The organism is Nonomuraea sp. NPDC059194 (assembly GCF_042754765.1).
Taxonomy (GTDB): Bacteria; Actinomycetota; Actinomycetes; order Streptosporangiales; family Streptosporangiaceae; genus Nonomuraea.
Window position 1 is genome coordinate 25,856 of sequence record NZ_JBHZBH010000034.1, and the last position, 23,971, is coordinate 49,826.

The 23,971-nt window shown below is 68.1% G+C and carries 27 protein-coding genes; 17 read left to right on the top strand and 10 right to left on the bottom strand.

All coding sequences use genetic code 11. The features are described 5' to 3' along the window. Positions 1 to 17 precede the first annotated feature (17 nt). Together ACFXJ8_RS32555 and ACFXJ8_RS32560 are read left to right on the top strand one after the other, a co-directional pair. Complete coding sequence (locus ACFXJ8_RS32555) at positions 18 to 941, top strand: hypothetical protein (RefSeq protein ID WP_379647821.1); 924 nt, start codon at positions 18 to 20, stop codon at positions 939 to 941. A 450-nt stretch (positions 942 to 1,391) separates the two neighbouring features. Continuing rightward, positions 1,392 to 3,062 carry a DUF3987 domain-containing protein gene (locus tag ACFXJ8_RS32560; protein ID WP_379647822.1) on the top strand — a complete coding sequence of 557 codons (1,671 nt, stop codon included), beginning with the start codon at positions 1,392 to 1,394 and terminating at the stop codon, positions 3,060 to 3,062. Positions 3,063 to 3,792: 730 nt separating this feature from the next. Here the strand turns inward: ACFXJ8_RS32560 and ACFXJ8_RS32565 are convergent. From ACFXJ8_RS32565 to ACFXJ8_RS32575, 3 genes are all read right to left on the bottom strand, one after another. After that, a complete protein-coding gene (locus ACFXJ8_RS32565) occupies positions 3,793 to 4,098 on the bottom strand; it encodes a hypothetical protein (RefSeq protein WP_379647823.1) in 306 nt (101 codons plus the stop codon). Positions 4,099 to 4,160: 62 nt separating this feature from the next. Further along, positions 4,161 to 5,009, bottom strand: a complete 849-nt coding sequence (locus ACFXJ8_RS32570) for a helix-turn-helix domain-containing protein (RefSeq protein ID WP_379647893.1) — start codon at positions 5,007 to 5,009, stop codon at positions 4,161 to 4,163. 9 nt (positions 5,010 to 5,018) lie between these two features. Continuing rightward, complete coding sequence (locus ACFXJ8_RS32575; RefSeq protein WP_379647824.1) at positions 5,019 to 5,519, bottom strand: DUF6879 family protein; 501 nt, start codon at positions 5,517 to 5,519, stop codon at positions 5,019 to 5,021. Positions 5,520 to 6,088: 569 nt separating this feature from the next. Between ACFXJ8_RS32575 and ACFXJ8_RS32580 the strand changes: the two genes are divergently transcribed. Beyond that, positions 6,089 to 6,421: an MmcQ/YjbR family DNA-binding protein gene (locus tag ACFXJ8_RS32580; protein WP_379647825.1), complete on the top strand. Its 333-nt coding sequence runs from the start codon at positions 6,089 to 6,091 to the stop codon at positions 6,419 to 6,421. A 59-nt stretch (positions 6,422 to 6,480) separates the two neighbouring features. On the opposite strand, the gene ACFXJ8_RS32585 is transcribed toward ACFXJ8_RS32580, so the two are convergent. Beyond that, positions 6,481 to 6,951 (bottom strand): hypothetical protein, encoded by a 471-nt coding sequence (locus ACFXJ8_RS32585; RefSeq protein WP_379647826.1) that lies wholly within the window; start codon positions 6,949 to 6,951, stop codon positions 6,481 to 6,483. 40 nt (positions 6,952 to 6,991) lie between these two features. On the opposite strand from ACFXJ8_RS32585, the gene ACFXJ8_RS32590 reads away from it, so the two are divergent. Next, a complete protein-coding gene (locus ACFXJ8_RS32590) occupies positions 6,992 to 7,765 on the top strand; it encodes a phosphotransferase (RefSeq protein WP_379647827.1) in 774 nt (257 codons plus the stop codon). Positions 7,766 to 7,858: 93 nt separating this feature from the next. On the opposite strand, the gene ACFXJ8_RS32595 is transcribed toward ACFXJ8_RS32590, so the two are convergent. Further along, positions 7,859 to 8,116: a helix-turn-helix domain-containing protein gene (locus ACFXJ8_RS32595; protein WP_379647828.1), complete on the bottom strand. Its 258-nt coding sequence runs from the start codon at positions 8,114 to 8,116 to the stop codon at positions 7,859 to 7,861. A 301-nt stretch (positions 8,117 to 8,417) separates the two neighbouring features. Between ACFXJ8_RS32595 and ACFXJ8_RS32600 the strand changes: the two genes are divergently transcribed. The 3 genes from ACFXJ8_RS32600 to ACFXJ8_RS32610 are packed head-to-tail and all read left to right on the top strand — an operon-like array spanning position 8,418 to position 10,157. Then, entirely contained in the window at positions 8,418 to 9,281 is an 864-nt protein-coding gene (locus tag ACFXJ8_RS32600; protein ID WP_379647829.1) for a hypothetical protein, read from the top strand. Continuing rightward, positions 9,278 to 9,754: a GNAT family N-acetyltransferase gene (locus tag ACFXJ8_RS32605; protein ID WP_379647830.1), complete on the top strand. Its 477-nt coding sequence runs from the start codon at positions 9,278 to 9,280 to the stop codon at positions 9,752 to 9,754. The genes ACFXJ8_RS32600 and ACFXJ8_RS32605 overlap by 4 nt, the downstream gene beginning before the upstream one ends. A gap of 22 nt (positions 9,755 to 9,776) precedes the next feature. Beyond that, positions 9,777 to 10,157, top strand: a complete 381-nt coding sequence (locus ACFXJ8_RS32610; protein ID WP_379647831.1) for a hypothetical protein — start codon at positions 9,777 to 9,779, stop codon at positions 10,155 to 10,157. Here ACFXJ8_RS32610 and ACFXJ8_RS32615 read toward each other — a convergent pair. The 3 genes from ACFXJ8_RS32615 to ACFXJ8_RS32625 all read right to left on the bottom strand — a co-directional run bounded on the left by ACFXJ8_RS32615 (position 10,144) and on the right by ACFXJ8_RS32625 (position 11,248). Next, complete coding sequence (locus tag ACFXJ8_RS32615) at positions 10,144 to 10,470, bottom strand: DUF742 domain-containing protein (RefSeq protein WP_379647832.1); 327 nt, start codon at positions 10,468 to 10,470, stop codon at positions 10,144 to 10,146. The genes ACFXJ8_RS32610 and ACFXJ8_RS32615 overlap by 14 nt on opposite strands. Before the next feature lie 80 nt (positions 10,471 to 10,550). After that, the gene (locus tag ACFXJ8_RS32620; protein WP_379647833.1) at positions 10,551 to 10,856 is read right to left on the bottom strand and encodes a barstar family protein; all 306 of its coding nucleotides are present in this window, start codon (positions 10,854 to 10,856) and stop codon (positions 10,551 to 10,553) included. Next, the gene (locus ACFXJ8_RS32625; protein ID WP_379647834.1) at positions 10,853 to 11,248 is read right to left on the bottom strand and encodes a ribonuclease domain-containing protein; all 396 of its coding nucleotides are present in this window, start codon (positions 11,246 to 11,248) and stop codon (positions 10,853 to 10,855) included. The genes ACFXJ8_RS32620 and ACFXJ8_RS32625 overlap by 4 nt, the downstream gene beginning before the upstream one ends. A 51-nt stretch (positions 11,249 to 11,299) precedes the next feature. On the opposite strand from ACFXJ8_RS32625, the gene ACFXJ8_RS32630 reads away from it, so the two are divergent. The 10 genes from ACFXJ8_RS32630 (at position 11,300) to ACFXJ8_RS32675 (ending at position 20,058) form a co-directional block, all read left to right on the top strand. After that, entirely contained in the window at positions 11,300 to 12,172 is an 873-nt protein-coding gene (locus ACFXJ8_RS32630; RefSeq protein ID WP_379647835.1) for a DMT family transporter, read from the top strand. Continuing rightward, the gene (locus tag ACFXJ8_RS32635; RefSeq protein ID WP_379647836.1) at positions 12,135 to 12,749 is read left to right on the top strand and encodes a GntR family transcriptional regulator; all 615 of its coding nucleotides are present in this window, start codon (positions 12,135 to 12,137) and stop codon (positions 12,747 to 12,749) included. Before ACFXJ8_RS32630 ends, ACFXJ8_RS32635 begins: the two co-directional genes overlap by 38 nt. 28 nt (positions 12,750 to 12,777) lie before the next feature. Continuing rightward, on the top strand, positions 12,778 to 13,119 hold the full coding sequence (locus ACFXJ8_RS32640) for a hypothetical protein (protein WP_379647837.1): 342 nt from the start codon (positions 12,778 to 12,780) through the stop codon (positions 13,117 to 13,119). A 173-nt stretch (positions 13,120 to 13,292) separates the two neighbouring features. After that, positions 13,293 to 14,747, top strand: a complete 1,455-nt coding sequence (locus ACFXJ8_RS32645) for a sugar transferase (RefSeq protein WP_379647838.1) — start codon at positions 13,293 to 13,295, stop codon at positions 14,745 to 14,747. Between the two features lie 15 nt (positions 14,748 to 14,762). Beyond that, a complete protein-coding gene (locus tag ACFXJ8_RS32650; RefSeq protein ID WP_379647839.1) occupies positions 14,763 to 15,923 on the top strand; it encodes an ATP-grasp domain-containing protein in 1,161 nt (386 codons plus the stop codon). Next, positions 15,920 to 16,975, top strand: a complete 1,056-nt coding sequence (locus ACFXJ8_RS32655; protein WP_379647840.1) for a GNAT family N-acetyltransferase — start codon at positions 15,920 to 15,922, stop codon at positions 16,973 to 16,975. Before ACFXJ8_RS32650 ends, ACFXJ8_RS32655 begins: the two co-directional genes overlap by 4 nt. Continuing rightward, a complete protein-coding gene (locus ACFXJ8_RS32660) occupies positions 16,972 to 17,877 on the top strand; it encodes a polysaccharide deacetylase family protein (RefSeq protein WP_379647841.1) in 906 nt (301 codons plus the stop codon). Before ACFXJ8_RS32655 ends, ACFXJ8_RS32660 begins: the two co-directional genes overlap by 4 nt. Further along, the gene (locus tag ACFXJ8_RS32665; RefSeq protein ID WP_379647842.1) at positions 17,874 to 19,034 is read left to right on the top strand and encodes a hypothetical protein; all 1,161 of its coding nucleotides are present in this window, start codon (positions 17,874 to 17,876) and stop codon (positions 19,032 to 19,034) included. The genes ACFXJ8_RS32660 and ACFXJ8_RS32665 overlap by 4 nt, the downstream gene beginning before the upstream one ends. Then, a complete protein-coding gene (gene pssD / locus ACFXJ8_RS32670) occupies positions 19,031 to 19,480 on the top strand; it encodes a PssD/Cps14F family polysaccharide biosynthesis glycosyltransferase (protein WP_379647843.1) in 450 nt (149 codons plus the stop codon). Before ACFXJ8_RS32665 ends, pssD begins: the two co-directional genes overlap by 4 nt. A gap of 65 nt (positions 19,481 to 19,545) precedes the next feature. Beyond that, positions 19,546 to 20,058: a glycosyltransferase gene (locus ACFXJ8_RS32675; RefSeq protein ID WP_379647844.1), complete on the top strand. Its 513-nt coding sequence runs from the start codon at positions 19,546 to 19,548 to the stop codon at positions 20,056 to 20,058. On the opposite strand, the gene ACFXJ8_RS32680 is transcribed toward ACFXJ8_RS32675, so the two are convergent. Continuing rightward, positions 20,033 to 21,064, bottom strand: coding sequence for a glycoside hydrolase family 26 protein (locus ACFXJ8_RS32680; protein WP_379647845.1), 1,032 nt, complete (start codon positions 21,062 to 21,064; stop codon positions 20,033 to 20,035). The two genes, ACFXJ8_RS32675 and ACFXJ8_RS32680, sit on opposite strands and share 26 nt — an antisense overlap. A gap of 38 nt (positions 21,065 to 21,102) precedes the next feature. Continuing rightward, positions 21,103 to 23,898, bottom strand: a complete 2,796-nt coding sequence (locus ACFXJ8_RS32685) for a fibrinogen-like YCDxxxxGGGW domain-containing protein (RefSeq protein ID WP_379647846.1) — start codon at positions 23,896 to 23,898, stop codon at positions 21,103 to 21,105. Between the last annotated feature and the right edge of the window lie 73 nt (positions 23,899 to 23,971).

Sequence of the window (23,971 nt, forward strand, 5' to 3'; positions counted from 1 at the left end):
CTGAAAGGATTTTCCCTTTGGCAATTACCCCGATCCCCGCATACGCGCATGCGGGCACGCATGCGTTCGTTCCCACCGAGTGGAGCAACGAGCTACTCACCCAGTTTGATCCGCTACTTGTATGGGCTTCGCCGCTTGTGGTGAACACCGACTATGAGGGCGATATCACCGCACAGGGTGACCGAATGGTGGTCAACGGTCTGATTCGGCCCAACGTCGGAAAGTACAACGACGTTGCCGGGATGACGATCGAAGATCTGAAGACCGTTGAACAGTATGTTGATATCACTGAGGCCGATTATGTGGCCTTCTATGTTCGCGATATTGAAAAGGTCCAGGTGGCTGGGGCGCTGGCAGCTCCGGCATCGTTGGAATCCATCCGAGCGCTTGCCGCCTCTACGGATGCGTTCGTGGGGACCACCATTGCAGCCTCTGCCACCGGCCTACCCCAGGTAGACGTCAGCGGCCAGGCCGACAGCCGGGACAAGGGTGAGGCGCTGCTGGAAGCCATCTTCGACATGATGGAGAAGCTCGACACCGGAAAGGTGCCGGACGGCCGATACGTGGTCGTCGGTCCGAGGGCCAAGCGGTACCTGCTGCGCGCCCCTGACATCGCGAACGCCGCAGCCCTGGGCGAAGGTGGCGCGACCGCTATCGGCGTGGTGGCAGCTCTGGCAGGCTTCACCGTCCTGTCCACGACGGCGATGCCCGCAGGAGTAGACATCCTTGCTGGCCATCGAGCATTCACGACCTTCGCGAGCCAGTTCACCAGCTTCCGTGAACAGCCGGTGGAAAAGTTCCGCCGTAACCAGATCGACGCCCTACACCTGTACGGCGCGCGGGTGCTGTCCTTCCCTGGTGGCAAGCAGCCCACGACTCCCGCTGCCGCTGTGCAGGGCTCGGAAGGACTGGTGAAGGCCGCCGTAAAGTGGACGGCCTAGTTCGTTAGTTAGATCCTGAACCCCCAGATTCTCCGAAATGGAGAGTCTGGGAGGTCTTTTGTATATGCCGCCAGTCACTTGGAATAGTTTCTCCACGCTGTGGGCGGCCTGTCTGACCTGGCCGTGAACCACTTCTTGTATCTTTGTAGGAAACCCCAGACTCGTATCTGGTCGGAGGAGGCACCCCCTACGGGGCTTGTGGTCAGATCGGATAGTGCTTACCCCCGGGGTAGGGGGCTGAGCTAACAAACCATCATTTATCTGGGATTTCGTTGTTTCTTATTGACAGCCGAAACTCTGATGGCTAGCTTTCTCGTCGCTGGCTCTGATTCAACCGAGCAAACGAAGAAATTCGGGACTGAGAGACCAGCTTCAGACATAGGACAGCCCCAGAGCGCATCGGATTGGCGTCTCAACGCTCTGGGGCCACCAAGGGAAGGCTATCAAGCCATGCAGAGCAACGCCCCTGTCATCTCCAACGAAGCGTTCCACGCTCTCTTCGGCCGCATCACTGAAGCACTCGACCCCTACACCGAAGGGTCCAAGGTCGGCGTCATGGTGTCCCTGATGTCCGCCTACAGCGCCTACATCGGCTACGGGCCGACCGTGGAGACGGGCAAGGGCTCCTCCCCGCTGGCGCTGTGGGGCGTTCTTGTGGGGCGTAGCGGCGTCGGCAGGAAGGGCACCGCAACGGGCATCGCACGGCGCGTGGTCGAGGCAGCGTTCGCCAACTTCGCAGAAGAGAGCGTGGTCGAAGGGCTCCCCGCCACCGGCCTGGGGTTCATCACCGAGCTGGCTGACCGTGCTGAGGGGACGCTCGCCAACCCGGTCTGGTTCATCGAGGAGGAGGGGGACGCCCTTCTGTCGAACGCGCGCCGTGACGCAAAGGTGGGCGTCTACCTGCGCAAGGCGTTCGACGCCCAGACCATCGCGCACAAGACCAAGATGGATGACCTTCGGGTGCGCCGTCCCCACCTGGGGTTGATCATGCACGTGCAGCCGCGCAACTGGGCAGCGGTGGCAAACGGCAAGGACGCTACGGGCGGAACGTGGAACCGCGTTCTCCCTGTCTGGGTGCAGCAGTCCAAGACGCTGCCCGTCTTCGAGTCCTCTGATGCCCACGAGGTCATCCGGCAGGCCGCGCGTGCCCTTCGCCAGGCTGGCGACTACGCCCGCCAGGTGGACGCTGTGACCGTGCCCTTGCACGTGGCACGAGTCTTCGAGGCCAAGCACCGGCCAATTGTGGAAGCCATGATCTCCACCGAGGCCATGAGCCAGTATGCAGAGCGAGCGATGGCGTACATGATCCGGCTGGCCGGACTGTTCGCACTGTCGGAACGCCGTGACGAGATCAGCGAGCGGGACTTTGACGCTGCTCTGGCCCTGGTCTGCTACTCCATCGAGACCATCGCATACGTGCTGCCCGAAGCTGAGGCTTCGGAGGAGGCCAGTCTCTCCGTCAAGGTCGAGAACTTCGTTCGAGAGGCTGGGCCGGAAGGCCGTACGGCTACCGAGATCTATCGAGCGCTGAACATCAAGGCGATCGATCTTCGGGAAATCGTCGCCCAGCTCGACACGATCGAGGTCGTGAAGGGGCAGAGCGCCAAGGGCACCGGGGGACGCCCGACCATGCGATACCTCTACGTTGAGTCTGAGGTCTCCGAGGAAACGAACGAACTGCTCGGGCAGGAGCCCGCGATTGGTGTGGAGGAGGCCGCTGGCACGGCTCCCCCTGCGGAGCAGATTGAGGCGGTGGAGGAGAGCACGGCGTTCCTGCCTTATCTCTCGGACCACGAATGGGATGTCATCGACGCTCAGGCCACCATTGAGCCTGAGCCAGTCATCCCGCCCACTGAGTTGGTGCACGTGCCCGCGAACCTCCCCATGGGGGTGGAAGCCCTGAGGGCTCTCCTGGACGGCCCGAAGGACGAGAAGCCCATTCAGGAGGTCAACGCCGCTCCTGCCAAGCCGCTCGGGATGGATGCGCTTCGCGCCCTCCTGGACGCCAACGAGGCCGGTACCGCTCCGAAGGTCGGCACCATGACGAAGGTCAAGCCCGCCAGGGCTTCCCGGGCCAGGAGCAAGGCCAAGGCCGACGCGACGGCAGACGTGGCCGCTTGAGCTAGCGAATGACCAGGTCCCCCGCTTCGGCGGGGGCCTGGTCTGTCGTACGTCACCCGCCGACCGGCGTACGTGAAATCGGTGACGTACGGCGGTCGCGGCCCGCCCGGAGCATGATGAATCAAGTAGCTGCCTGCATCAAGATGTTCGCTGCCGAAACCAAACGAAAATGCCCCTGGATGAACGGAACCTCTTCCTGCCCATCCAGGGGCCGAATGCCCCCTGAGGGTCGCCCCGGCCGCCCGACACCCGACCCTCAGGGGAGATCGGTGTGGGTCTATGAGTACGGCAGGTGCCTGGCTCGCGTCGCTTGCTCATCCAATTGCGGTATCAGGTCATTCAGATCCCACGCGAAGAGGACAGGCAGCATGCCACGCGCGTACTCGTCCGCAGAGGGGACCGTCCGGCGTGCTGCCGCGACACCTACAGCCAGGTCGGGGAAGAACTCCCACCCGGAGCCGTACTTCGTCTTCAGTTCGTCAAGCGTCATCGAGCTAGCTCACCGCCTTGAGGTGCGCCCGCTTGCGGGGCTGGCGGGTAGCCAGTTGGAGGGGCGTGATCCTCTCGACACTGGCAACTCGCCGACGCAGCGCTGGGGGGTCGGCGGCGCACACGATGTTGTCCTTGTGCGTCTGGGTGACGATTCGCAACGCGATGTAGCCTCCACCTGCTCCGTCCATCACAATCCAGCCCTCGATCAGGAACGGCTGAGGGTTGTCCCAACGCATTGCTACATCACCACCCCTGCGCGCTTCACGTCAGACTCCCCATCGGCCCACAGCGTGTTGGGGCGCTTCTCCAGCACGCCGAACTCGTCGGCCAGAGCGAGATAGCCGTCTATGCCTGCCGTGCCGGGGCGGCCGGACTCGGCCACACCCCGCGCAAGCATCTGCGCCCAGTACTCGTCACGAGTCCACGAGGGCGACGGGATCACGTCCGACTCTTGGTTGAGCGCGGCCAGTTCTTCGGTGGTGAGGTCACGAATGCGCTGGGAGAGCTTGTCAGACAGACTCTCTACCGTTCGTCCGGGAGGCATGCTTCGACGGTAGGAGGGTCCGAATCAGGGTCTCAACGAGTGTGCTCGAACTTGCTCCGAAATCAGCTCAGATCCGAGATTGCCGCAGACACGAGCTGTCGTGCAGGTGCCCCGTACACGGCCAGTTCGGACAACCGGTTGAACCCTCTGACGTACTGGGCGATCTCTGACGGCTGGCTTACGTTGATCTCCGCCGTCAGTAGCTCTACCTGCACAAGCGTGTCATCGAAGATGTTGAACGTCTCCACGGGCCACATGCGCCGACCCGCCCCCTGCGGGATGATCCCCAGCGAAACAGACGGCAGCGACATGACCGCCAACAGATGGCCAAGCTGTCCGGCCATAACCTCCGCGTCTCCGATGCGGCACCTCAGAACCCACTCTTCGACCAAGACGGCGAAACGGTGGTTGCCCTCGTGAAGGAAGCGCGCCCGCTCCACTCTCGCCGCCACAGCTTGGGCAACGTCATTGGGGGCTTCCCGGAAGTCCGCGATGGAGGTCAACAGGGCCTCAGCGTAAGCGGGAGTCTGGAAGAGTCCGGGCACCACGTTGGAGCAGTAGACACGGAAGTGCCTCACGGGCTCATACATCTTGATCTTTGAGACTTGGAGCTGTCTCAAGCCCGTCTTTTGGAGCCGCTTCCACTCCACGTACATCAGGTCAGCGGCGCGCGAGGCACCGATCAGCTCTGTGACCGCATCTTCGGCATCGCAAGCGGCGCACCAGGCGCGAATATCGGCCTCAGAGGGCACGGTTCGACCGTGCTCGATCTTCGATGCCTTGGACTCATGCCACCCCGCCGCCTTGGCGACTGCACGCGCGGTCAATCCGGCATCAAGCCGAATCTCGCGTAGGCGCTGAGAGATGCCCTGGCGTGCTTGTTGCGCGCTTGAAGACGGCGAGGTGCGCATGGTCAACGGTCAGACGAGCCGGTACTCCGCATGATCAATAGCGCGTTCCCAGACCGCTTCGAATGCGGTGAGACACTGCTTGATCACGCCGGGGTCTTGGACCAAGTCCTCGCCGAGATAGCGACCATCACCAGCGAAGAACCCGAAGCGGACCAGGTGGTCATCGAACACCCACAGATCGTTTCCGGGTAGGAGAAGGTCGGAAGCTTGCCGCCGGGGGAGCCACCTGACCAGCTCTCCCGCCTTGATGTTCATCGACTCCGTCACGGAGTGCTCGAACCGGATGTAGTCGGTAACCGGTTCTGACACGATCCGTGCGCGGCGAACCTCGACGCCTCTTGCTCGGGTGTCGCCTATTAGCCGGTGCCAGTCCCGCTCCCTGGCCGTGCGGTCGTAGGGTGGCCCGCCCTGCCAGGCGATGAACGAAGGATCGTCGGGAACGTAGGCATCCCGCATCTCCAGGTGAACCGCTGAGTGCTTGGCGCTTGCCAGCATGTCCTCAAACGTCATGAGCGGCCCCACCACATGCCTCCATCAGGAGCTTGGCCATACGTCGCGGAACGCGGACGACCTTCTCATTGTCGGGGATGGGACTACGCGCGGCGACCTGGGCTAGATCGTCTGCCCCTGTCACTTCCCACCCTTGTATGACGATGCTGCCGTCCTTCTCGTCCACCCACACGGAGGGGCAGTTGTTCCCGTCCGTGTTCGGGTCGATGCCGATGAACCGTAGCGCCATGTCGCCCTCCGTTGCTCCGAGTGTGCTCGAACTTGCACCCGTGAGCCTGAACGGCCATGGCAGGACCGTCAAGAGGTTCCGCTAGATGGGGCGTCATCGGGGTCAGCACAACGTCAGCACCAGTGCTGACAGCAGCCATGATCAACCCGAAACAACAAGAAACCCCAGACTCACGATATGGGGCATGAGCTGGGGCTTCTCGGAATGTTTGACCTGATCATCCTGGGTGTGCTACCGAGTACAGCGCCACATGATCAATATGTGACGCGCCTGGACCGGACGCGTCCCCGGGTTGCGGGGGCGCGTCCGGACTGTCGGTGGGGTTTGGTTTCATCGGGGCATGAGTGTGAGCGTTGAGGAGTTCCTGCGGATCGTCATGCGGCTGCCCGAGGTGTCGCAGCACGAGAGCGCCGGCTATGTCGGGTTCAAGGTGGCGGGCAAGGGGTTCGGCTACCTGTGGGAGGAGACCGAGACGGTCGGGCTCAAGGCCACCGTCGAGGAACAGCTCGCGCTGGTGGCCGAGCGGCCCGAGGTGTTCGAGGTCCAGTTCACGGCGGGCCGGTTCGGGTGGGTCGTGGTGAAGCTGGCCGGGATCGAGGCCGACGAGCTCGACGAGATGGTCTTCGAGGCGTGGTCGCTGTCGGCGCCCAAACGCCTGCTGTCGTCTGTATGACGGTGTGGGGCGCGCTGCTCGCGTTAGGCGGCTCGGGCAGTACCAGCAGGAAAGCCAACTCAGGCCGAAACCTCCACCGGCCCGAAGTCGCCGCTCGTGGTCGTGCGGGCCTGGGCGTAGTGGGCGGGGTCGGCTTTGATTCGAGCGGTTGCCCGCCAGCCCGCGATGACCTCCTGCGTGGTGGAATCGACATCGAGTTCCGCGGCATCGGAGAGGGCCTCGACCAGTTCCAGGGTGAAGGCGCGCAGTTCGGCAGCGGTGAGGTGGCGGACCCACGGAAAGACCTCGGGCATGGCGATGACCAGCGCCCTGGCGGTCGGATCGTGCTTGATGAGGGCGAGGAACAGCCGGGACGCAGTGGCCAGCGTCTGCTCACGCCGGTCTTCACGGTCGGCCGCGGTCAGGTAGAAGTCGGGGGCGTCGCGGTGAGTGACCCGCACTCGACCGAGGCGTGCGGCGCGTTCCGCGACGGCTCGGGGGTTTCTCGACAGGTCCGAGAAGGTGACGGCGTCGGCATTTCTTGTGCACACATTCTCATTGTCTGCTGACCGTGGAATGCAGGCCCGCACAATGCGCGGCCTCGTGGTCTACTTCGACTCCATGGAACTGACGCAAGGTTGGGACAGCGTGACGACGCTGGTCGACGGCAGGTGGATCGACCGGCGGCCGCGCAGGCCCGAGGTGGCCGCGTTGCTGCTGATGGAGACCACCGTGATGCCGTGGCTGGCCCCGCGGCTCCCGATGCGGGTTCCCGTTCCCCGGGTGGTGAGTCGTGACCCGCTGGTGGTCAGGCACGAGGCCGTGCCCGGCGGCCCGGTGGACGAGCTGACCGCCGCTCACGGTCGGGAGGTGGGCGCCTTCCTGAGGACGCTGCACGGCGTGGACGTGGCGGAGGCGGTCGGACGGGGCCTGCCGGACCGGGCCGCGCAGGAGCGCGAGATGCTCGTCGAGCGGCTGCGGCACGAGGTCGTCCCCAGGCTGGTCGACCGTGGCCCGGCGATGGCGCTGCTCGACAGGGTCGGCGGGCTGCCGGCCGACACCGTGGTCCACGGCGACCTCGGCTCCGAGCACCTGCTGGCCGAGGGCGGCGAGCTGACCGGGGTGATCGACTTCTCCGACGCCCACGTGGGCGATCGCGCGCTGGACCTGTCCTGGATCCTGTACGGCACGCCCCGCGCCTTCGCCGAGGCCGTCGCCGACGAGTACGGCGTGACCGAAGAAGAGCGCGACCGCGCGCTCGTCTGGCACCAGCTCGGCCCCTGGCACGAGGTTCTTTACGGCCTCGACAACGACGATCCTGCCAGCGTGGAGTCAGGGCTGGCAGGCGTCACGGCCCGCCTCTGAACCGGACCGCACCAAGAACCACCGGATGGCTGGAACACATCGGCTTAGGCTGCCCGCAGCACGCAGGCGTCAAAGACGGCAGCAAAGGTCATTTCAGTCGAAACCCAACTCCTGGGTCATAGCTGAAAGCTCGTCTGCCGCCTCGCGCCGCCTCAGGTCGTCCCTGCGCTTGTAGTCGAGCAGCGAGTCCACGCGAACTCTTCTATGGGTGCCGACCAGGCGATAGTCGATCTCTCCCGCTTCGAGGAGGCCTATGAGGTAGGGCCGCGACACGTTGAGCAGATCAGCTGCCTCCTGAGTCGTCAGTTCGGCATGGGAGGGGACCACTGATACGCCGCGCCCCGCAGCCATGTGCGCGAGTATGGCCGCAAGCAACTCGACAGCTCCTCGCGGCAGCGTCAGTTCCTCGCGAGTCTCCTCTACTGCGATTCGGATCCGCGAAGGGCTTTCGGGATGACGCTTGAGGTACCCGCGAACGCGTCGCAGAGCATCTCGAGCCGCAGCGACATCCGGTGAACCTGGCTGGATGGGGGCTACCGTCATCTCTTACCACCTCCTCCAAACGAAGTATCCGCCATATTCGCAATATCCGCAACGAGTGACGGCCAGCCGAAATTCGGAGGCTTGGAACGGGCCGTTAGCCTCGGGCTCCGTGACCACTGACCACACCGCGGTCTTCGATCGGTTCGGCATCCCGCGGCAGGACTCGATCTACTCCTACGCTCCCGTCTTCAGGGGTGAGGTGGACGGGCGTCCCGTGGCGGTGAAGCGCACCCATGACGCCGAGGCGATGGCCAAGTGGGTGCGCAGGCTCAAGGATCATCTCGGCCTGCCCGTGGTGACGCCGGTCGCGGGGCCGTACGAGATCGGGGACGACACGTGGGTCGCCTACCCGTGGGTGGAGGGGCGCGGTTACGACGGGTCGCGGGCGGACCTGGCGGCGGCGGGTGACCTGCTCGGACGGATCCACGCGGCGGGCACCAAGGAGGGGCTCAAGGACTTCGAGTGGCCCGACCACGACGCCGCCTCGGTCGAGGAGGACGTCGACGGGCTCGCGCCGTACACGGACAGGTTCGAGGGGCCGCTGCGTGACTTCATGACCACCACCCTGCCCGCCGTTCGCGACGCGGACCTGCCGGTGGCCGAGGTCAGCATGGACTTCAAGGCCGTCAATCTCGTCTACACCGGCGAGGGGCCCGTGCTGGTCGACCCGGACAACGGGGAGCGCGCCCCGCGGGTGCTCGATCTGGCGCTGGCGGCGCTGCTGTTCCACAACGACCTGGAGGGCGAGCCCGCCCGGTTGTTCACGCGGGAGAAGTGGGCGGTCTTCCGCGACGCCTACCTGGCCAGGGTGGAGCTCACCGAGGGGGAGCGCGCGGTGTGGCCGACGGCGTTGCTGTACATGATGCTGGAGTGGGGTGTCTGGACGGCGATCAACGGCGAGTGGCACGTCGACAGGCACGCGCGGTTCCTGAAAGATCTGCTTGCCGCCGACCCGAAGAGGTATGCGCTGTGAGGTTGCGCGAGTGGACGACCGGCGACGCCGGGGCGATCGTGGAGGCCTTCGGCGCGGCCGACATGCGGACCCAGGCCGCCGAGCCGATCACGACCGCGGACGACGCCATCCGATGGATCGAGAGCTGGCCGGCCAGGGGGCACGCGTTCGCCGTCGTCCTGGACGGCGAGGTGGTGGGCAACGTCGCCGTCACCGGGATCGACCGGCACGACAACGGCTGGGTCTCCTACTGGACCACCGCCCGCGCCCGCGGCAGGGGGGTGGCCGCGCGGGCGACGAGCCTGCTCGCGGAGTGGGCGTTCGCCGAGCGCGGCCTGTTCCGGCTGGAGCTCGGGCACCGGGTGAACAACCCCGCCTCGTGCCGGGTCGCGGTCAAGGCCGGTTTCAGGGTCGAGGGCGTGGAGCGCGGAAAGCTCGTCTACGACGGGGTTCGGCACGACGTCGAACGGCACGCTCGGCTGGCCACCGACTGATCGGCTCCTCTACGCTCAGGCTGTGGACAGCGAGAGCCGGGCGGTGGCCGGCCTGCTGGCGGCCATGAGCCGGGCGGCGGCCGCGTTCGACGAGCTGCGCCATCCCTTTCTCAGGCGCGAGCCGATGACCTACTTCCAGCCGGGTGGGTGGACGACGGGGGTGCTGTTCACGCTGCCCGACGGGCGGATGGTGCGCTTCGCGGTGTCCTTCACCCACTCCGAGCAGTTCTTCCATGTCAACGGCGAGGCGACGGTGGAGGAGCGGGCGCTGATCGAGCTGCCGGTCAGGCGCGCCGAGAGCGTCCACGAGGCGTTATCGATGCTGGAATCACAGACCGCGGAGGTCGTCTCGCCCGCGAGGTGGCTGCTGGAGCAACTCATGGAAGAAGCTACAGAGATCTGAGGCCCTGCAGGACGTCGCGGAGCACGCTCACGTCCTCGGCGGCGTGCCGTACGGTGACCAGCTGGCGCTCGCGCAGGTCGCCGAGCAGGACGCGGATCACGCCGATCGACAGCCCGGTGGCGGAGGCGACCTCGGCGACCGAGACGGGGTGGCGGCAGGCGGCCAGCACCCTGAGGTACTCGGGGGTGAGACCGGCCGAGGGCGACGGTACGCCGGTGGCGGCCACGATGGCGATGAGGTCGAAGTCGTCGCCGGTCGGGCGGGTGCGGCCGCGCGTCATCATGTACGGGCGGACTAACCAGTCTTCACTCATTCCTCGCCTCCGGCGAAGCAGTCCACACCAGCGAACGTCGGAGACAGTATCCGGGGGCGTCCATCGCCCACAAGGCGGCGTCAGCGGGCGGCGCGCAGGAGGACGGACAGGCGGGCCTCGCCGCCGGTGCCGTCGGCGACGGCGTCGGCCAGCACGCTCGCGATCGCGTCGTAGGCGGAGGAGTCGGCCGCGCGCAGCGTGCCAGGGTCGGACCAGATGAGCACGTGCTCCCCGGCGGGCAGCCACGACAGGTCGGTGAGGCTGTCGTAGAGCGCGTCGAGGTTGTAGCCGAAGTAGGAGGGGAACTTCAGCGCGGCGGCGATCGCGGTCATCACGCTGTCGGAGGTGTCGAGCAGCGTGCCGTGGATCCGGTGCTCGAATGTCATTGTTTCACGTCCACCACGACAAATGATCGGTAGTGGTCGCCAGTGTAGTAGAGCTCGTCGACGTCGCTGCCGGTCACGAGCCTGCGCGCGCCCCTGTCGCGTGAGCCGGGGGTCGGCACCGTGTACTCGTGGTAGTAGCCGCGCTTCTGCGGCGGCAGGAGGCGCTCGCGGTTCTGGAAGACCACGCCGTCGCGCCGGTAGGGGAAGGGCCCGTCGCTCTGGATGAGCCGCCACGTCTTGGCCGCCTCAGCGGGAAGCGACGACAGCGCTCTTTCCGGAAGGGCGACAGAGGGCAGTGTCTCCGGAACGGTGGCGGCACCGCAGCCCCCGATGAACGTCCCGATGACGAGAGGGACCGCCGCGATGCCCTTGAGATTCACCTCACGTGGCATACCCGGACAAATCCCTAGACGAACCTTGTCTAGTTGTCAGACAATCCTCCTATGAAGAACGTCCTCGCCGCCGCGGTCCTCTGGGGCACGGCCGGCACGGCAGGGTTGCTGATCACCGCCGATCCCGTCTCGGTCGCCGCGGCCCGCCTCGTCCTCGGCGGGCTCGTGCTCGTCTTCATGGTCAGAGGGGTACGGATCACGCCCGCCCTGCTGCTGGGCGCGGTCGCCGTGGCGGCCTACCAGCTGTGCTTCTTCGCCGCGGTCAGCCGTACCGGAGTGGCGATCGGCACCGTCGTCGCGATCGGCAGCGGCCCGGTCTTCACCGGCCTGCTCTCCCGGCAGTTCTCCGCGCGGTGGGCGGCGGCGACCGCCGCCGCCATCGCGGGTTGCGCCGCGCTGATCGCGGGCGGCGGCGGCGCCCAGGCGGGCGACCAGGTCGTCGAGGGCGTGCTGCTGGCCCTGCTCGGCGGCCTCATCTACGCCTTCTACGCGGTCACCGCCGCCCGCGCCATCAACGCGGGCGCGCCGTCCGACGGCGTGATGGGCGTCATGTTCGGCGGCGCCGCCGCCATCATGCTGCCCGTCCTGATCGCGACGGGTCCCGGCTGGCTGGCCGAGCCGCGCGGCCTGCTCGCCGCGCTCTACCTCGGCCTCGGCACCACCGCCCTGGCCTACTTCCTGTACGGCAGGGGCCTGCGCACCACCCCCGTCGCCACCGCCGCCACCCTCGCCCTGGCCGAGCCCGCGGTCGCCGCGCTGCTCGGCGTGGTCGTGCTGCACGAGACGCTGAGCCCGGTGTCGTGGGGCGGGCTGGTGCTGCTGGGCGTTAGCCTCGTGGCGGTGGCCGTCCCCGAAAGGCGGCCTGCGTCGGAAAAGGAGCCGATCAGTGCTGAGGCCGGTGTCGACGGTCAGCGCGCTCGCTGACGCGCTGCGGCAGCGGGTGCTGTCGGGCGAGATCGATCCGGGCACGCCGCTGCCCGAGCAGGAGCTCGCCGCGCTCTACGGCGTGGCCAGGCCCACGGTCAGGGAGGCGCTGGCCGTACTCGTGCACGAGGGGCTGCTCAGGCGCGAGCGCAACCGCAGCGCCTACGTCCCCGAGGTGACGATCGAGGACCTCGACGACCTGATGTTCGTCCGCAGGCCGATGGAGGACCTGATGGCGCGCTCGCTGGCGGGCCGGCGGGTGCCGGAGGCCGACGCTGCGCTGGAGCGGATGGCCGCGCTGCCGGACGACGCGCCCTGGTCTGACGTGGTGGCCGAGCACATGGCGCTGCACGCCGCGCTGATCGACGCGGTCGGCAGCCCGCGGCTGGTCAGGCTGTACGGGGCGCTGGCCGCCGAGACGCGGCTGGGCCTGGTCCGGCTGCGCAGGGTCTACGAGGACCGCGACCAACTGGTGGCCGAGCACCGCGCGCTCCTTGACGCGATAGCGGACGGCGACGCCCGGGCCGCTGTCAAGCAACATCTCGGCCATTCCTGGGGCGCCGATCCCTTGCGGTAACCAGGCAAATGTCGCGAGAATCGCGCCCATGCACGTGCCGGACTCCTACGTGTACGTCACAGAGGAGGGCGTGACCCGTCACTACGCTGACGGCAGCGTCGAGGCCCTCGCCTGGGAAGACGTCGTCGAGGTGCGAGTCGCGGCCGAGACGGAGACCGAGATCCTCTACATCCTCCTCGACCGCGACGGGGAGGGCTGTGTCGTGCCCAGGTCGGCGACCGACGCCACGTTCCTGGCCCGGCTGCGCTATCTGCCCGACTTCGATCTCGAGCGGCTGCACCTGGCGGCCGAGACGGCGCGCGATTCGGTGATCGTCGTGTGGCGCAGTCCTGAGCCGCCCTCGTCTCTGCCTGATCTCGAGTACGACTGAGCGACCTTCTCGTCAAGCGCGCAACCCCAAGATTTGTGTCCTCATTCGGACGTTCGTTGCGTATTTACAATATCGTCTTCGCCTTCCTACTCTCGGATCTTGGGCTCAAGTTCGTTCCGGATAAGCGGTTAACCGTGCGTTGGGTGGGGTCTGCGAGGACGACGAGGTAGTGGATGACCGCGATTACTGGGGAGGCGCGCGGGCTGGATGAGGGGTTAGATTCCCCGACGTCCGGATGGGAAAGGCGGTACGTGGCGGGCGCGTTCGTGGGTGACGTCGCCTGCTCCGTGACCGCTTTCGCCTGTTTGGTGTCCGTGCGGATGCTGATCGAACGAACCGACTGGTCCGAGCCGGTGCTTGGGCTGATCTTGGTCTCGTTATGGCCGGCCGCAATCGCGTTGGCCGGGGGGTATCACCAGCGTTATCTCGGGGATGGGTGGGAGGAATACCGGAAGATAATCCAGGCAGCCATCGGGCTCGCGTCGGCGGTGGCGATTCTCGCCTACAGCACTCAGACTCCGGTGGCCCGGAGTTTCGTCATGGCCGGTATTCCGCTGGCCGCCTTTCTGGATCTTCTTTTCCGACACCGGCTGCGGCGGAAATTGACCGCCCGCCGCAAGAAAGGCGAATGCCTGCGCCGGGTCGTCGCCGTCGGGCACGCGGCCGCGGTCGACGAACTGGTCAGGCAGTTACGGCGGGCGCCGCACCACGGCATGGAGGTCGTGGCGGCCTGCTTACCCAGGATCACCGGCGTTCCCCTGCCACGCGAGGTGGCAGGCGTCCCCGTGCTCGGCGACTTCGTGGACGTCAGCGCCGTCGTGATCAAAACCAGGGCCGACACGGTGGCGGTGCTCAGCTGCCCCGAACTCGACGGTGTCGCGCTCAGGCGACTGGCCTGGAAGCTCGAGGAGACCGACACCGAGCTGTACGTGGCCTCCGCCCTCATGGAGGTGGCGGGCCCGCGCATCAGCATCCGTCCCGTGGCGGGGCTCCCGCTGCTGCACGTGGAACACCCGGACCTCGACGGCATGCGCCAGATCATCAAGAGCGCTTTCGACAAGGCCCTGGCCATCGTCGCGATCGTCCTCGCCTCGCCGCTGATGCTGGCGATCGTCGCGCTGATCAGGATGACGAGCGCGGGGCCCGCGATCTTCGCCCAGACCAGGGTGGGCAAGCACGGCAGGGAGTTCACGGTCCTGAAGTTCCGCACCATGGTGCTGAACGCCGACGCGATCAAAACGGACCTGGTCGCCCGCAGCGAGGGCAACGGCGTGCTGTTCAAGATTAGGAACGATCCAAGGATCACCAGGATCGGCGGCTGGCTGCGCCGCTACTCCGTCGACGAGCTGCCCCAGCTGTTCAACGTGGTGCGCGGCGACATGTCCTTGGTCGGCCCCCGCCCGCCGCTGCCGGAGGAGGTCGAGCAGTACGGCACGGACGTGCGCAGACGCCTGGTGGTCAAACCGGGCATGACGGGCCTCTGGCAGGTCAGCGGCCGCTCGGACCTGTCGTGGGAGGAGTCGGTACGGCTCGACCTGCGCTACGTGGAGAACTGGTCGCTCGCCCTGGACCTGCAGATCCTCTGGAAGACCGGATCCGCGGTGCTCCGCGGCGCCGGAGCCTACTGATCAAGGAACGCATCTATGAGAACTGACCTTCCGGCGATCGTCTTCGGGCACATCGAGCTGGTGCGCCCGTTGGCGCTGGAGGGCATCCGCTGCGCGGTGATGACCCCCCGCCGGGACCCGACCCGGCTGTCCAGGCACGTGCGCACGTTGGGCGACTGGGACACCAGCCGTCCCGACTGGGAGCGCAGGACCATCGACCTGCTGATCCGCTACGCCAAGCGGCTGCGGGACCGGCCACCGGTCTTCTACGAGTGGGACGAGCACCTGCTGTTCCTTTCGCGCAACAGGGAAGAGCTGGAGCCGTACCTGCGCATCCCGCTGCACGCGCACGAGCTCAACGTCGCGCTGACCGACAAGAGGGCCTTCTGCGACCTGGCCGCCGAGCTGGACCTGCCGGTCCCTGCGACCAGGTTCGTGGAGCCTTCCGCCGAGCCGCTCGCCGACCTGTCCGACCTCGGCTACCCGCTGATCATCAAGCCGCACCAGCGGCTCGACTCGCAGTGGATCCCGATCGGCGGCTGGAAGAAGGCGCTCAGGGTGGACACCGCGCAGGACATGGCCGAGCTGTGGCCGCGCCTGGCCGAGGCGGGCGGCAAGTACCTGGCCCAGCAGTACGTTCCCGGCGAGGAGACCTCGGTCGAGAGCTACCACGTCTACGTGGACGGCCAGGGCGAGGTCGTCGCCGACTTCACCGACAGGAAGATCCGCACCCGGCCCCGGCTGCAGGGCCACACCACCGCGCTGCGCGTCTCGAACCTGCCGGATCTCACCGCGCTCGGCAGGGAGATGGTCAGAAAGCTCGGCCTGCGCGGCGGGGTCGCCAAGTTCGACATGAAGCGCGACGTCGACGGGCGGCTCTATCTCATGGAGGTCAATCCGCGCTTCAACCTCGTCCACCATCCCGGCGCCCGGGCGGGCGTCAACCTGCCCGCGCTCGTCTACGCCGACCTGCTCGGCCTGCCACGGCCGAAGGCGGGGCCGCCCAGGTACGGCACGACGTGGGTGGCGCCCGGCGACCTGGCGGCGGCGCGGGAGTGGGAGGAGCCGCTGACCCGGTGGTTCCCGTTCGCGCTGCGCTCGGCGGCCAAGGGCTACTGGCGGTGGGACGACCCGATGCCCTTCCTCGGGCTGGTCGGCCAGCGCGTCTCGCAGCGGATCGCGAGCCGCCTGTCATGACGATGCTGACCGAGGTCAGGCCGGAGGAGCTGGGAAGGGTGGAGCTGGAGCGGTGGCGTGCCTGGCAGCGCGCCACCCCGGCGCTGGCCAATCCGTTCCTCTCGCCCGAGTTCACGCTCGCCGTCTCCAGGCATCGCGGCTCGGCGATGGTGGCGGTGATGGAGGACGCCTTCCTGCCGTTCGAGCGGGCCGGCGGCGGCGTCGGCAGGGCGATCGGGCTCGGCGTCTCCGACTGCCAGGGGGCCGTGCACGCCCCCGGCGCGCGGATCTCGCCCGACGCCATCCTGTCCGGCACCGGCCTGGCCGTGTGGGAGTTCGACCATCTCGTCGCCGACCAGGCGAGCGCCCACCGGGACGTGCGGCCGGTGGGCTCGCCCGCGCTCGACCTGTCCGCCGGATACCAGGCCTACCTGGACGCCCGGCGGCCCTCCTCACGCAAACTCGTCGCCTCCACCGAGCGCAAGGCCCGCAAGCTCGCCCGCGAGGTCGGCGAGGTCAGGCTCGACTACGACTGCCGCGACCCCAAGCTGCTCCAGGCGCTCATGGACTGGAAGTCGGCCCAGTACCGCAGGACGGGCGGCGACGACAGGTTTGCCTGGCCGTGGCTGCGCGGCCTGGTCGAGGAGTCGTTCGGCACGGGAGACGACTCCTACAGATGCCTGCTGTCGGTGCTCCACGCGGGCGACGTCCCGATCGCCGCGCACTTCGGGCCCCGCTCGGGCGGCGTGCTGTCCTGGTGGTTCCCCGCCTACGACACCGCCTACGCGGCCTACTCGCCGGGCCTCATCCTGCTGTTACGGCTGGCCGAGGCGGCGGCCGCCGACGGGATCGCCACCCTCGACCTGGGCAGGGGCGACAACCCCTACAAGGCCTCCTTCGCCAGCCACGAGATCCCGCTCGCTGAGGGCTGGGTGACCAGGGCGTCGGCGCGGGCCTCGCTCTACCGGCTGCGGCACGTGCCGCCGCGCGCGGTGCGCGCCTTCATCGTGGGCAACCCGGCGCTGCGCCAGACCGCCCGCAGGGCCAAGAAGCTGCTGGCGAGGGTGCGGTGAACAGACTCACGATCTTCGGCTGGCACAACGTCGAGTCGACCTGGTGCTTTCCGGTGCCCGCCGCTCGCGGCGCGCGGGGCCTCGAACGGCAGTTGCGGTGGCTGCGCCGTACCGCACAGGTGGTGCCGTTGGAGTGGGCGCTGGACCGGCTGCACGCGGGAGATCCGCTGCCCGCGCGGGCGGTGGCGCTGTGCTGGGACGACGGCTACCGCGACAACCTCGACCTGGCGGTGCCGATCCTGGAGCGGCTGGGCCTGCCGGGCACGTTCTTCCTCGTACCGGAGCTGCTCTCACGGCGCACCCGCGCCTGGTGGGAGGTGCTGGGCTGGGCGTTCGAGCGCAGCACCAAGGACTCCTTCGGCTGGCGGAGCAGCATCTACACCACCGGCAGGGCCGACTACGTCAGGGTCTCCGACGAACTGCGGGCCATGGACGAGCGCGCCCGGCAGGAGGCCGTACCCGAGCTGGTCAAGGCGCTGGCGCCCGAGGGCGAGCCGGGCGACGTGGAGATGTTCATGGACTGGGCCGCGGCGAAGGAGCTGGTGGCCAGGGGGTTCGACGTGGGCTCGCACAGCCTCAGGCACGCCGCGCTGGCGCAGGAGACGCCCGAGGAGCAGGTCGCCGACCTGGCCACGGCCAGGAGCGTGCTGCAGGACGGGCTCGGCGTGGAGATCAACGTCGTGGCCTACCCGTACGGCCAGCCCGACACGGTCAGCGGCGAGACCGAGAGCGCCGCGCGCAAGGCCGGTTACGCGCACGGCCTGACGACGGAGGCGGGCCTGAACAGCAGGTCGACCTGTGCGACCGCGGGTCACCGGATCATGCTCGACCCGCACAGGACCTTCACCGGCTCGGCGGTCGAACGCGTCGCGGGCAAGCTGAGGAAGGTGGTGGCGCGGTGAACCCGCAGCGCCGCTCCCTCACCAACCTCGTCGCCCAGCTCTGGCCCGCCCCCGCCGTCGTCACGACGGGGGAGGTGCCCGAGGGGCACGTCGCGGTCGAGACGTACGCCGTGGTGCCCGATCCCGAGCGGGCGGCGTTCCTGGTGCCGCTGCGCACGAGGGTGTCGGCCGCCGCGACCGTCAGCCGCTACAACGGCCTGCGCCCGGTCAAGACGCGGCTGACGCGCTCGCTGCTCGGCGCGGGTTTCCTGGTGGGCCTGTCCCAGGCCGCGCTCAGACACCGCCTCGTCGTGTGCGTCCCCGCCGCGGAACGCTCCGAGCTGCTGTCGGAACACCTGGGCCAGGTGCTCGGGCAGGAGATCGTCATCGGCTCGGGCGTCCGCTACCCCGACCCGAACCTCAAGCCGGTGTTGCAGCTGTTCTCACCGGCGGGCAGGCCGGTCGGCTACGTCAAGGTCGGCTGGAACGACGCCACCCGCGCCATGGTCACCACCGAGGCGGAGGTCCTGGCCAAAGTGCGCGGATCCGGCCTGTTCCAGGTTCCGGAGCTGCTGCATCACGGGCACTGGCGCGACTACGCGCTCACCGTCACCGCGCCGCTGCCGCTCGGCACGCGCAGGCACGCCGACGTCGACGGCCCGCCCGGCCGGGCGGTGCTGGAGGCGATCGCGGCCGTCGACGGCACCCGCTCCGAGACGCTCGGCGAGTCCGGCTTCTGGTCGGCCGTCCGGGCGGAGATCGACGGCATGGCCGCCGACGAGCCCGACCTGTCGGCCGCGATGGCGCGCGTCGCCGACAGGGTCGAGCACCGGCACGGCGACGACGTCCACACCTTCGGCCGCTGGCACGGCGACTGGGTGCCGTGGAACCTCGGCCGCCACCGCGGCGCCCTCCAGGTGTGGGACTGGGAGCACAGCGCGGCCGGCGTGCCGTCCGGCTTCGACGAGGCGCACTGGCGCTTCCAGGTCGCCATGGTGGTGCGCCGCCTCGGCCTGCGCGGCGCGGTGGAAGCGGCCAGGACGACCGGGCCCGCCGCGAACCTGTACCTGCTGGAGATGTTCCTGCGCGCCTACCGGCTCAAGCGCGGCGGCGGAGGGTGGAGCCACCGCTTCCACCCGCACATCTTCGACGAGCTCGCGCGTCTGGAGGAGTGGTGAAGGTTCTGCTCGTCTGCTCCACCGGTGGCCATCTCACCCAGCTCAACCAGCTCAGACCCTGGTGGTCGGAGCAGGAGCGGCACTGGGTCACCTTCGAGAAGGCCGACGCCCGCTCGCTGCTCGAAGGAGAGGCCGTGACCTGGGCCCACCACCCGACGACCAGGAACGTGTGGAACCTGTTACGCAACACCTGGATCGCGTTACGGCTCTTACCCTCCTTCCGGCCCGACGTGGTGGTCAGCACGGGCGCGGCCGTCGCCTTCCCGTTCTTCCTGCTCGGCAAGGTGTTCCGGGCCCGCCTGGTCTACCTGGAGGTCTACGACAGGATCGACTCGGGCACGCTCACCGGGCGGCTGTGCTATCCCTTCGCCGACCTGTTCCTGCTGCAGTGGCCCGAACAGCTGGGCCGCTATCCCAAGGGCGTCGTCGTCGGGCAGTTTCTGTGAGCGAGCTTGCGAGCGAACCAATCAACACAGCGGCTTGGCCTCACAGGCCCGACAAAGGAGGGCCTGTGAGGGCGGCGCTGGTCTTCGTCACCGTCGGCACCGACCACCACAAGTTCGACCGGCTCATGACCTGGCTGGAGAACTGGAACGGCAGCGCCGAGCTGGTCGTCCAGCACGGCTCCTCCCGCCCGGTGGGCGGCGCGCGCTGCCACGACTTCCTGCCGCACCCCGAGATGCTGGAGCTGTTCGCCACCGCCGACGCGGTCGTCTGCCAGGGCGGCCCCGGCTCGATCATGGAGGCGCGGCGCGCGGGCCGGCTGCCGATCGTCGTGCCCAGGCTGGCCAGGTACGACGAGGTGGTCGACGACCACCAGGTGAGCTTCTCCCGCAGGGTGGCCGAGCTGGGCAAGATCGCGCTGGCCGAGACGGAGCACGAACTGCACACCCTGCTCGACCACGCGGTCCGCGAGCCCGACGCCTTCACCGTGCCGCCCGGCGGCGGCGACGTCGGCCCGGCGATCGAGCGGTTCGTCAGGCTCGTCGAGCAGCTCGTCAGTCCGTGGCGACGCCGGGGTTGAGGTAGGGGTCTCGACCGGCCTCGGCGAACGCATCGAGCATGCCGGGGCCGTTGTCGAGCCCCAGCCCGCAGTTGAAGTCGGAGTTCCAGCGGATCATGCCCTTGATGTTGGGGAACTTCTCCTTCAGCACTGCCGGGATGTCCCTGTACCACTGCTGTGCCCTGCCGGGGTCGGCGGGATCGAACTGCGTGCCGTACTCGGGGAGCATGAACGGCTTGTCGCCGAATCCCTCCCGCTCCAGCCAGTGGTACGGCTTGGCGATCGACTCCTCGAACGTCTCCCACGGCGCCTGCTGGCAGGCGTAGAAGTTGTAGGGGTCGTAGGCCACCCAGTCGACGTACTCGTCGCCCGGATACATCGCCTTCATCCGCTCACCGTTGGCGCCGCCGAGATAGCCGGTCACCGTCCACACCCACACCGCGTTCGTCACGCCCGCCTCCTCGAACAGGCGGTGGACGCGGCGCGCGGCGGCGACATAGTCGGCCGGAGTGCCCTTCTTCGGTCCGTGGTCGCTGAGGCGGTCCATCTCGGGGTCGAGGGAGACGAAGACGCGCTTGCCGTACTCCCTGATCCTGGTCGCGGCCTGGCGGATCACCTCGTCGTGCGCGCCCGCGGCGAGGTCGGGCCAGGTGAGGTTGACGTCGTCGCCGTACAGACGGCTCTCCCAGGCGAAGAACAGCATCCTGGAGGCGCCGAGCTCGATCTCGGAGGCGTCGGGGAACACGCCGGGGCCCGGTTTGCCGGAGAAGTCGTGGTAGCGCAGCACGATGTCGAACCGGCGTCCGACGCGCTGCTCGATGTCGGTGACGGAGGTGGTGAGCGTCTTCCCCTTGATGGAGTAGACGCCCCACCACGCTCCGCACGACGGGACGAGGATCTCGTCGACCGAGCACACGGGAGAGGGCTGTCCCTGATCCGGCTCCTGCGCCTGCACGAAGGCGAGCGTCAGGCAGGCCGCGGCCGTGAGGCCGAGCATCGCCGTCAGGGTCGATCGGCCCAGACGCATGGGACAGCCCCTCCTTGTGGTCAGTTCACGACGGCGGGTCAGTTCACGACGGCTGCGACGCTCAGCGCGAAGCTGAGGTCGGCGCTCCAGGCGTTGGCCTGGTGCATCTCCACCGCGATCGTGTTGGTCCCCGCGACCAGGGCGGACGAGGGGACGGTGAAGCGGACAGGTGTGCGTTCCTCGGCGTTGGTCTGCAGCCCTGCCAGCGCGGCGGTGCTGTGGGTGATCGCTCCGGCGGGCAGGTTGTCCCTGCCGACCTCGACGCCGTTGACGTAGACGACGGCGCCGTCGTCCCTGATCAGGTCGAGCAGCAGGTCGCCGTACGCCGACGGGTTCGGCACGTCGACCGTGGTGCGGAAGTAGGCCGTCATGGGTCTGGGCGTGGCGCCCGCGGGGATGACGGTGGTCTCGTCGTTGTCGCCGAAGCCGAGCTCGGCGGCCCCGGCGGCCCACGCCGAGTCGTCGAAGCCCGCCTCCTTCCACGCGGTGCCCTGGTCGACGCCGTCGTGCACCCACTTCCACGTGGCGCCGAGCGGCAGCAACGTCTCGGTCTGCTGCACGAGCAGCACCGGCGTGCTGGCCGAACGGTTGCCGGCGTTGTCGATGGCGCGCACGAAGTAGCGGTGCGTGCCCGAGGCCGTGGTGTCGGTGAACGACAGGGAGTTGACGTTGGCGATGACCCGGTCGTCGCGCAGCACCTCGTACCTCACGATGCCGCTGTCGTCGGTGGCGGCGTTCCAGGCGATGCCCGCGCCCTGCTGCCGCAGGTTCGAGGGGCTGGCAGGCGCGGTGGCGTCGGCCGAGCAGAGCCTGCCGAAGCCGCCGAGCCACTGGTAGGAGCCGTTCACCCAGGAGCCGCGGTTCATGTCGCCGCCGAACCACAGGCAGCCCTTGCCGTCGTTGACCAGCTCCCACGGGCCCTCGCCGTCGCGGGCGTCGATGTTGGGATTGAAGTTCGGCAGGTACTTGCCGGTCTGGGAGTCCCAGGCGCCGATGAAGGTGATCTGGTTGACGTCGGTCCAGTTGGTGCCGGGGCTCGGCCAGGTGTTGGCGCCGTTCCAGACCAGGCCGCCGCAGTGGCAGGAGCCGTAGACGATGCCGTTGACCTCGACGGCGGCCTGGAAGTCGCCGCCCGCCCTGGTGATGTTGCCGCTCATCCGGTCGAAGGCGCGCGTGTAGATCTGGAAGTCGTGCTCGGCACCGCCCATCCAGACGCGGTCACCCACCTCCAGGATCGTCTGGCGGTACATGCGGTTGGGGTCGCCGGTCTGGCTCGGCAGCCAGTTCTGGTCGTTCAGCCCGGCCACCCTGGTGGGCGGCGAGCTGGTCTGCAGGACCGCGACGTTCTTGACCGGCTGGCCGTCGAGCTCCTTGAACCGGCCGCCGAAGTAGACCCGGTCCTGGGTGGCGTCCAGCTCGATGACGCTGGCGTCGAAGTGCATGGCCCAGGTGGAGTCGGGACGGCCGTCGCTGAGCCTGACCCTGGCGGCGTTCTCCGTCCACAGCTCCAGCGACATCGGGTTGCCGCCCTTGACGTGGGTGAACGCGCCGCCGACGTAGAGCCACTCGCCCTGGATGTCCATGGCCCGCACGCGCAGCGCGCCTGCGTTCTTCTTCACGACGTTGGCCCGCCAGCCGGGCACGACGGCGCCGGTGGCCGGGTCGAGCGCGACCAGGCCGCTGGTGTCGGCCTCGCCGTTCGCGCTGGTGAACTCACCGCCCACGAAGACCTTGCCGTCGGCCGCCTCCAGCGACCAGACGGTGCCGTTGAGCGCGGGCCGGAAGGAGGAGATCCATTCGCCGGTGTTCACGTCGAAGGCCGCCAGGTACGGCTGGGCGATCTTGTCGGCCGGGACGGGGTTGGCGCCCTTCTGCACGAACTCGAACTCGCCGCCCACGAAGAGCGTGTCGCCGAGCACGGCCATGGCCTGGACCTCGATGTTCTCCTCACCACCGCCGCCGCCGACGACGCCCGTCACCCCCCAGGGAGTGGGCGAGGTGGCGTTGGAGACCAGCGGCGGGTTGGTGCTCGCGGCCGTACCCGTGTCGGGGATCGCCGGATAGCTCACGGTGGTGAGCTTGGGCCGGATGAAGACCTGGGTGAACGGGATCGGGTGACCCTCGGTGCTGTTCTGCCACAGGTAGCTGGAGGCGCTGGTCGAGGCGCCCGCCATGCCGGAGCCGTAGGAGAAGCCCTTCTTCCAGCCGTGGTTGTTCCACTCGAAGGTGAACAGGCGCAGCGAGCCGTTGTTGAGGTTCCAGTCGCGGGTGTTGCCGCCGTTGTAGGTGACGGCGTTGGCCTTCACCGACGACAGCGCGTGCTGGCCGTCGAACGTCCACGACCACGTGTCGCGGTTGGCGAACTTCCATCGGAGTTCCTGCCAGCTCGTCCCGGCCTGGTTGGCGGCGCGGCGGATGCGCACGCCGTCGGGCAGCGCGTCGACCCTGCCGCCGTTGAGCAGGCCGTTGACGGTGTCGCCGTTGATCGCGGCGGGCGCGAAGGCGGCGGTGCCCGTCGGGGTGTTGCGCACGTCGCCGGCCGACTTCTGGCCGCCGTAGCCGAACTCCCAGCCCTGACGGCCCCGGCCGAGCAGGACCCAGCCGCCGCCGTCGGTGGTCATGTCGCAGTAGAACTGCTGCGCCGCGACCAGCGCGGGCGTCTGGAGGTAGTAGATGCCGTCGGGGCTCGACGGATAGGACTGCTTGATCGCCCAGCAGGAGGGCGCGGCCGTGACCGCCGACGTGCCGTCTGGAGGAGGCGGTGCGGCTGCCTGCGCGGTCGCGGGGAAAAGCGCGAGAAGTATTGCCGATAATGCGAACAACGGTAAGCGCATGGGTGGATCCCCCCACGGGAAAAACTGCTCGGACCGCAATAGCCTAAAGTGTTGGACCGCTTGTGGAAAGGGG

Coding starts and splice junctions, on each gene's coding strand:
- ACFXJ8_RS32560 (WP_379647822.1), top strand. CDS start 1,392: ATGCAGAGCAACGCCCCTGTCATCTCCAACGAAGCGTTCCACGCTCTC.
- ACFXJ8_RS32565 (WP_379647823.1), bottom strand. CDS start 4,098: ATGCCTCCCGGACGAACGGTAGAGAGTCTGTCTGACAAGCTCTCCCAG.
- ACFXJ8_RS32570 (WP_379647893.1), bottom strand. CDS start 5,009: ATGCGCACCTCGCCGTCTTCAAGCGCGCAACAAGCACGCCAGGGCATC.
- ACFXJ8_RS32575 (WP_379647824.1), bottom strand. CDS start 5,519: ATGACGTTTGAGGACATGCTGGCAAGCGCCAAGCACTCAGCGGTTCAC.
- ACFXJ8_RS32580 (WP_379647825.1), top strand. CDS start 6,089: ATGAGTGTGAGCGTTGAGGAGTTCCTGCGGATCGTCATGCGGCTGCCC.
- ACFXJ8_RS32590 (WP_379647827.1), top strand. CDS start 6,992: ATGCGCGGCCTCGTGGTCTACTTCGACTCCATGGAACTGACGCAAGGT.
- ACFXJ8_RS32595 (WP_379647828.1), bottom strand. CDS start 8,116: ATGGCTGCGGGGCGCGGCGTATCAGTGGTCCCCTCCCATGCCGAACTG.
- ACFXJ8_RS32615 (WP_379647832.1), bottom strand. CDS start 10,470: ATGAGTGAAGACTGGTTAGTCCGCCCGTACATGATGACGCGCGGCCGC.
- ACFXJ8_RS32620 (WP_379647833.1), bottom strand. CDS start 10,856: ATGACATTCGAGCACCGGATCCACGGCACGCTGCTCGACACCTCCGAC.
- ACFXJ8_RS32625 (WP_379647834.1), bottom strand. CDS start 11,248: ATGCCACGTGAGGTGAATCTCAAGGGCATCGCGGCGGTCCCTCTCGTC.
- ACFXJ8_RS32630 (WP_379647835.1), top strand. CDS start 11,300: ATGAAGAACGTCCTCGCCGCCGCGGTCCTCTGGGGCACGGCCGGCACG.
- ACFXJ8_RS32640 (WP_379647837.1), top strand. CDS start 12,778: ATGCACGTGCCGGACTCCTACGTGTACGTCACAGAGGAGGGCGTGACC.
- ACFXJ8_RS32645 (WP_379647838.1), top strand. CDS start 13,293: ATGACCGCGATTACTGGGGAGGCGCGCGGGCTGGATGAGGGGTTAGAT.
- ACFXJ8_RS32650 (WP_379647839.1), top strand. CDS start 14,763: ATGAGAACTGACCTTCCGGCGATCGTCTTCGGGCACATCGAGCTGGTG.
- ACFXJ8_RS32655 (WP_379647840.1), top strand. CDS start 15,920: ATGACGATGCTGACCGAGGTCAGGCCGGAGGAGCTGGGAAGGGTGGAG.
- ACFXJ8_RS32680 (WP_379647845.1), bottom strand. CDS start 21,064: ATGCGTCTGGGCCGATCGACCCTGACGGCGATGCTCGGCCTCACGGCC.
- ACFXJ8_RS32685 (WP_379647846.1), bottom strand. CDS start 23,898: ATGCGCTTACCGTTGTTCGCATTATCGGCAATACTTCTCGCGCTTTTC.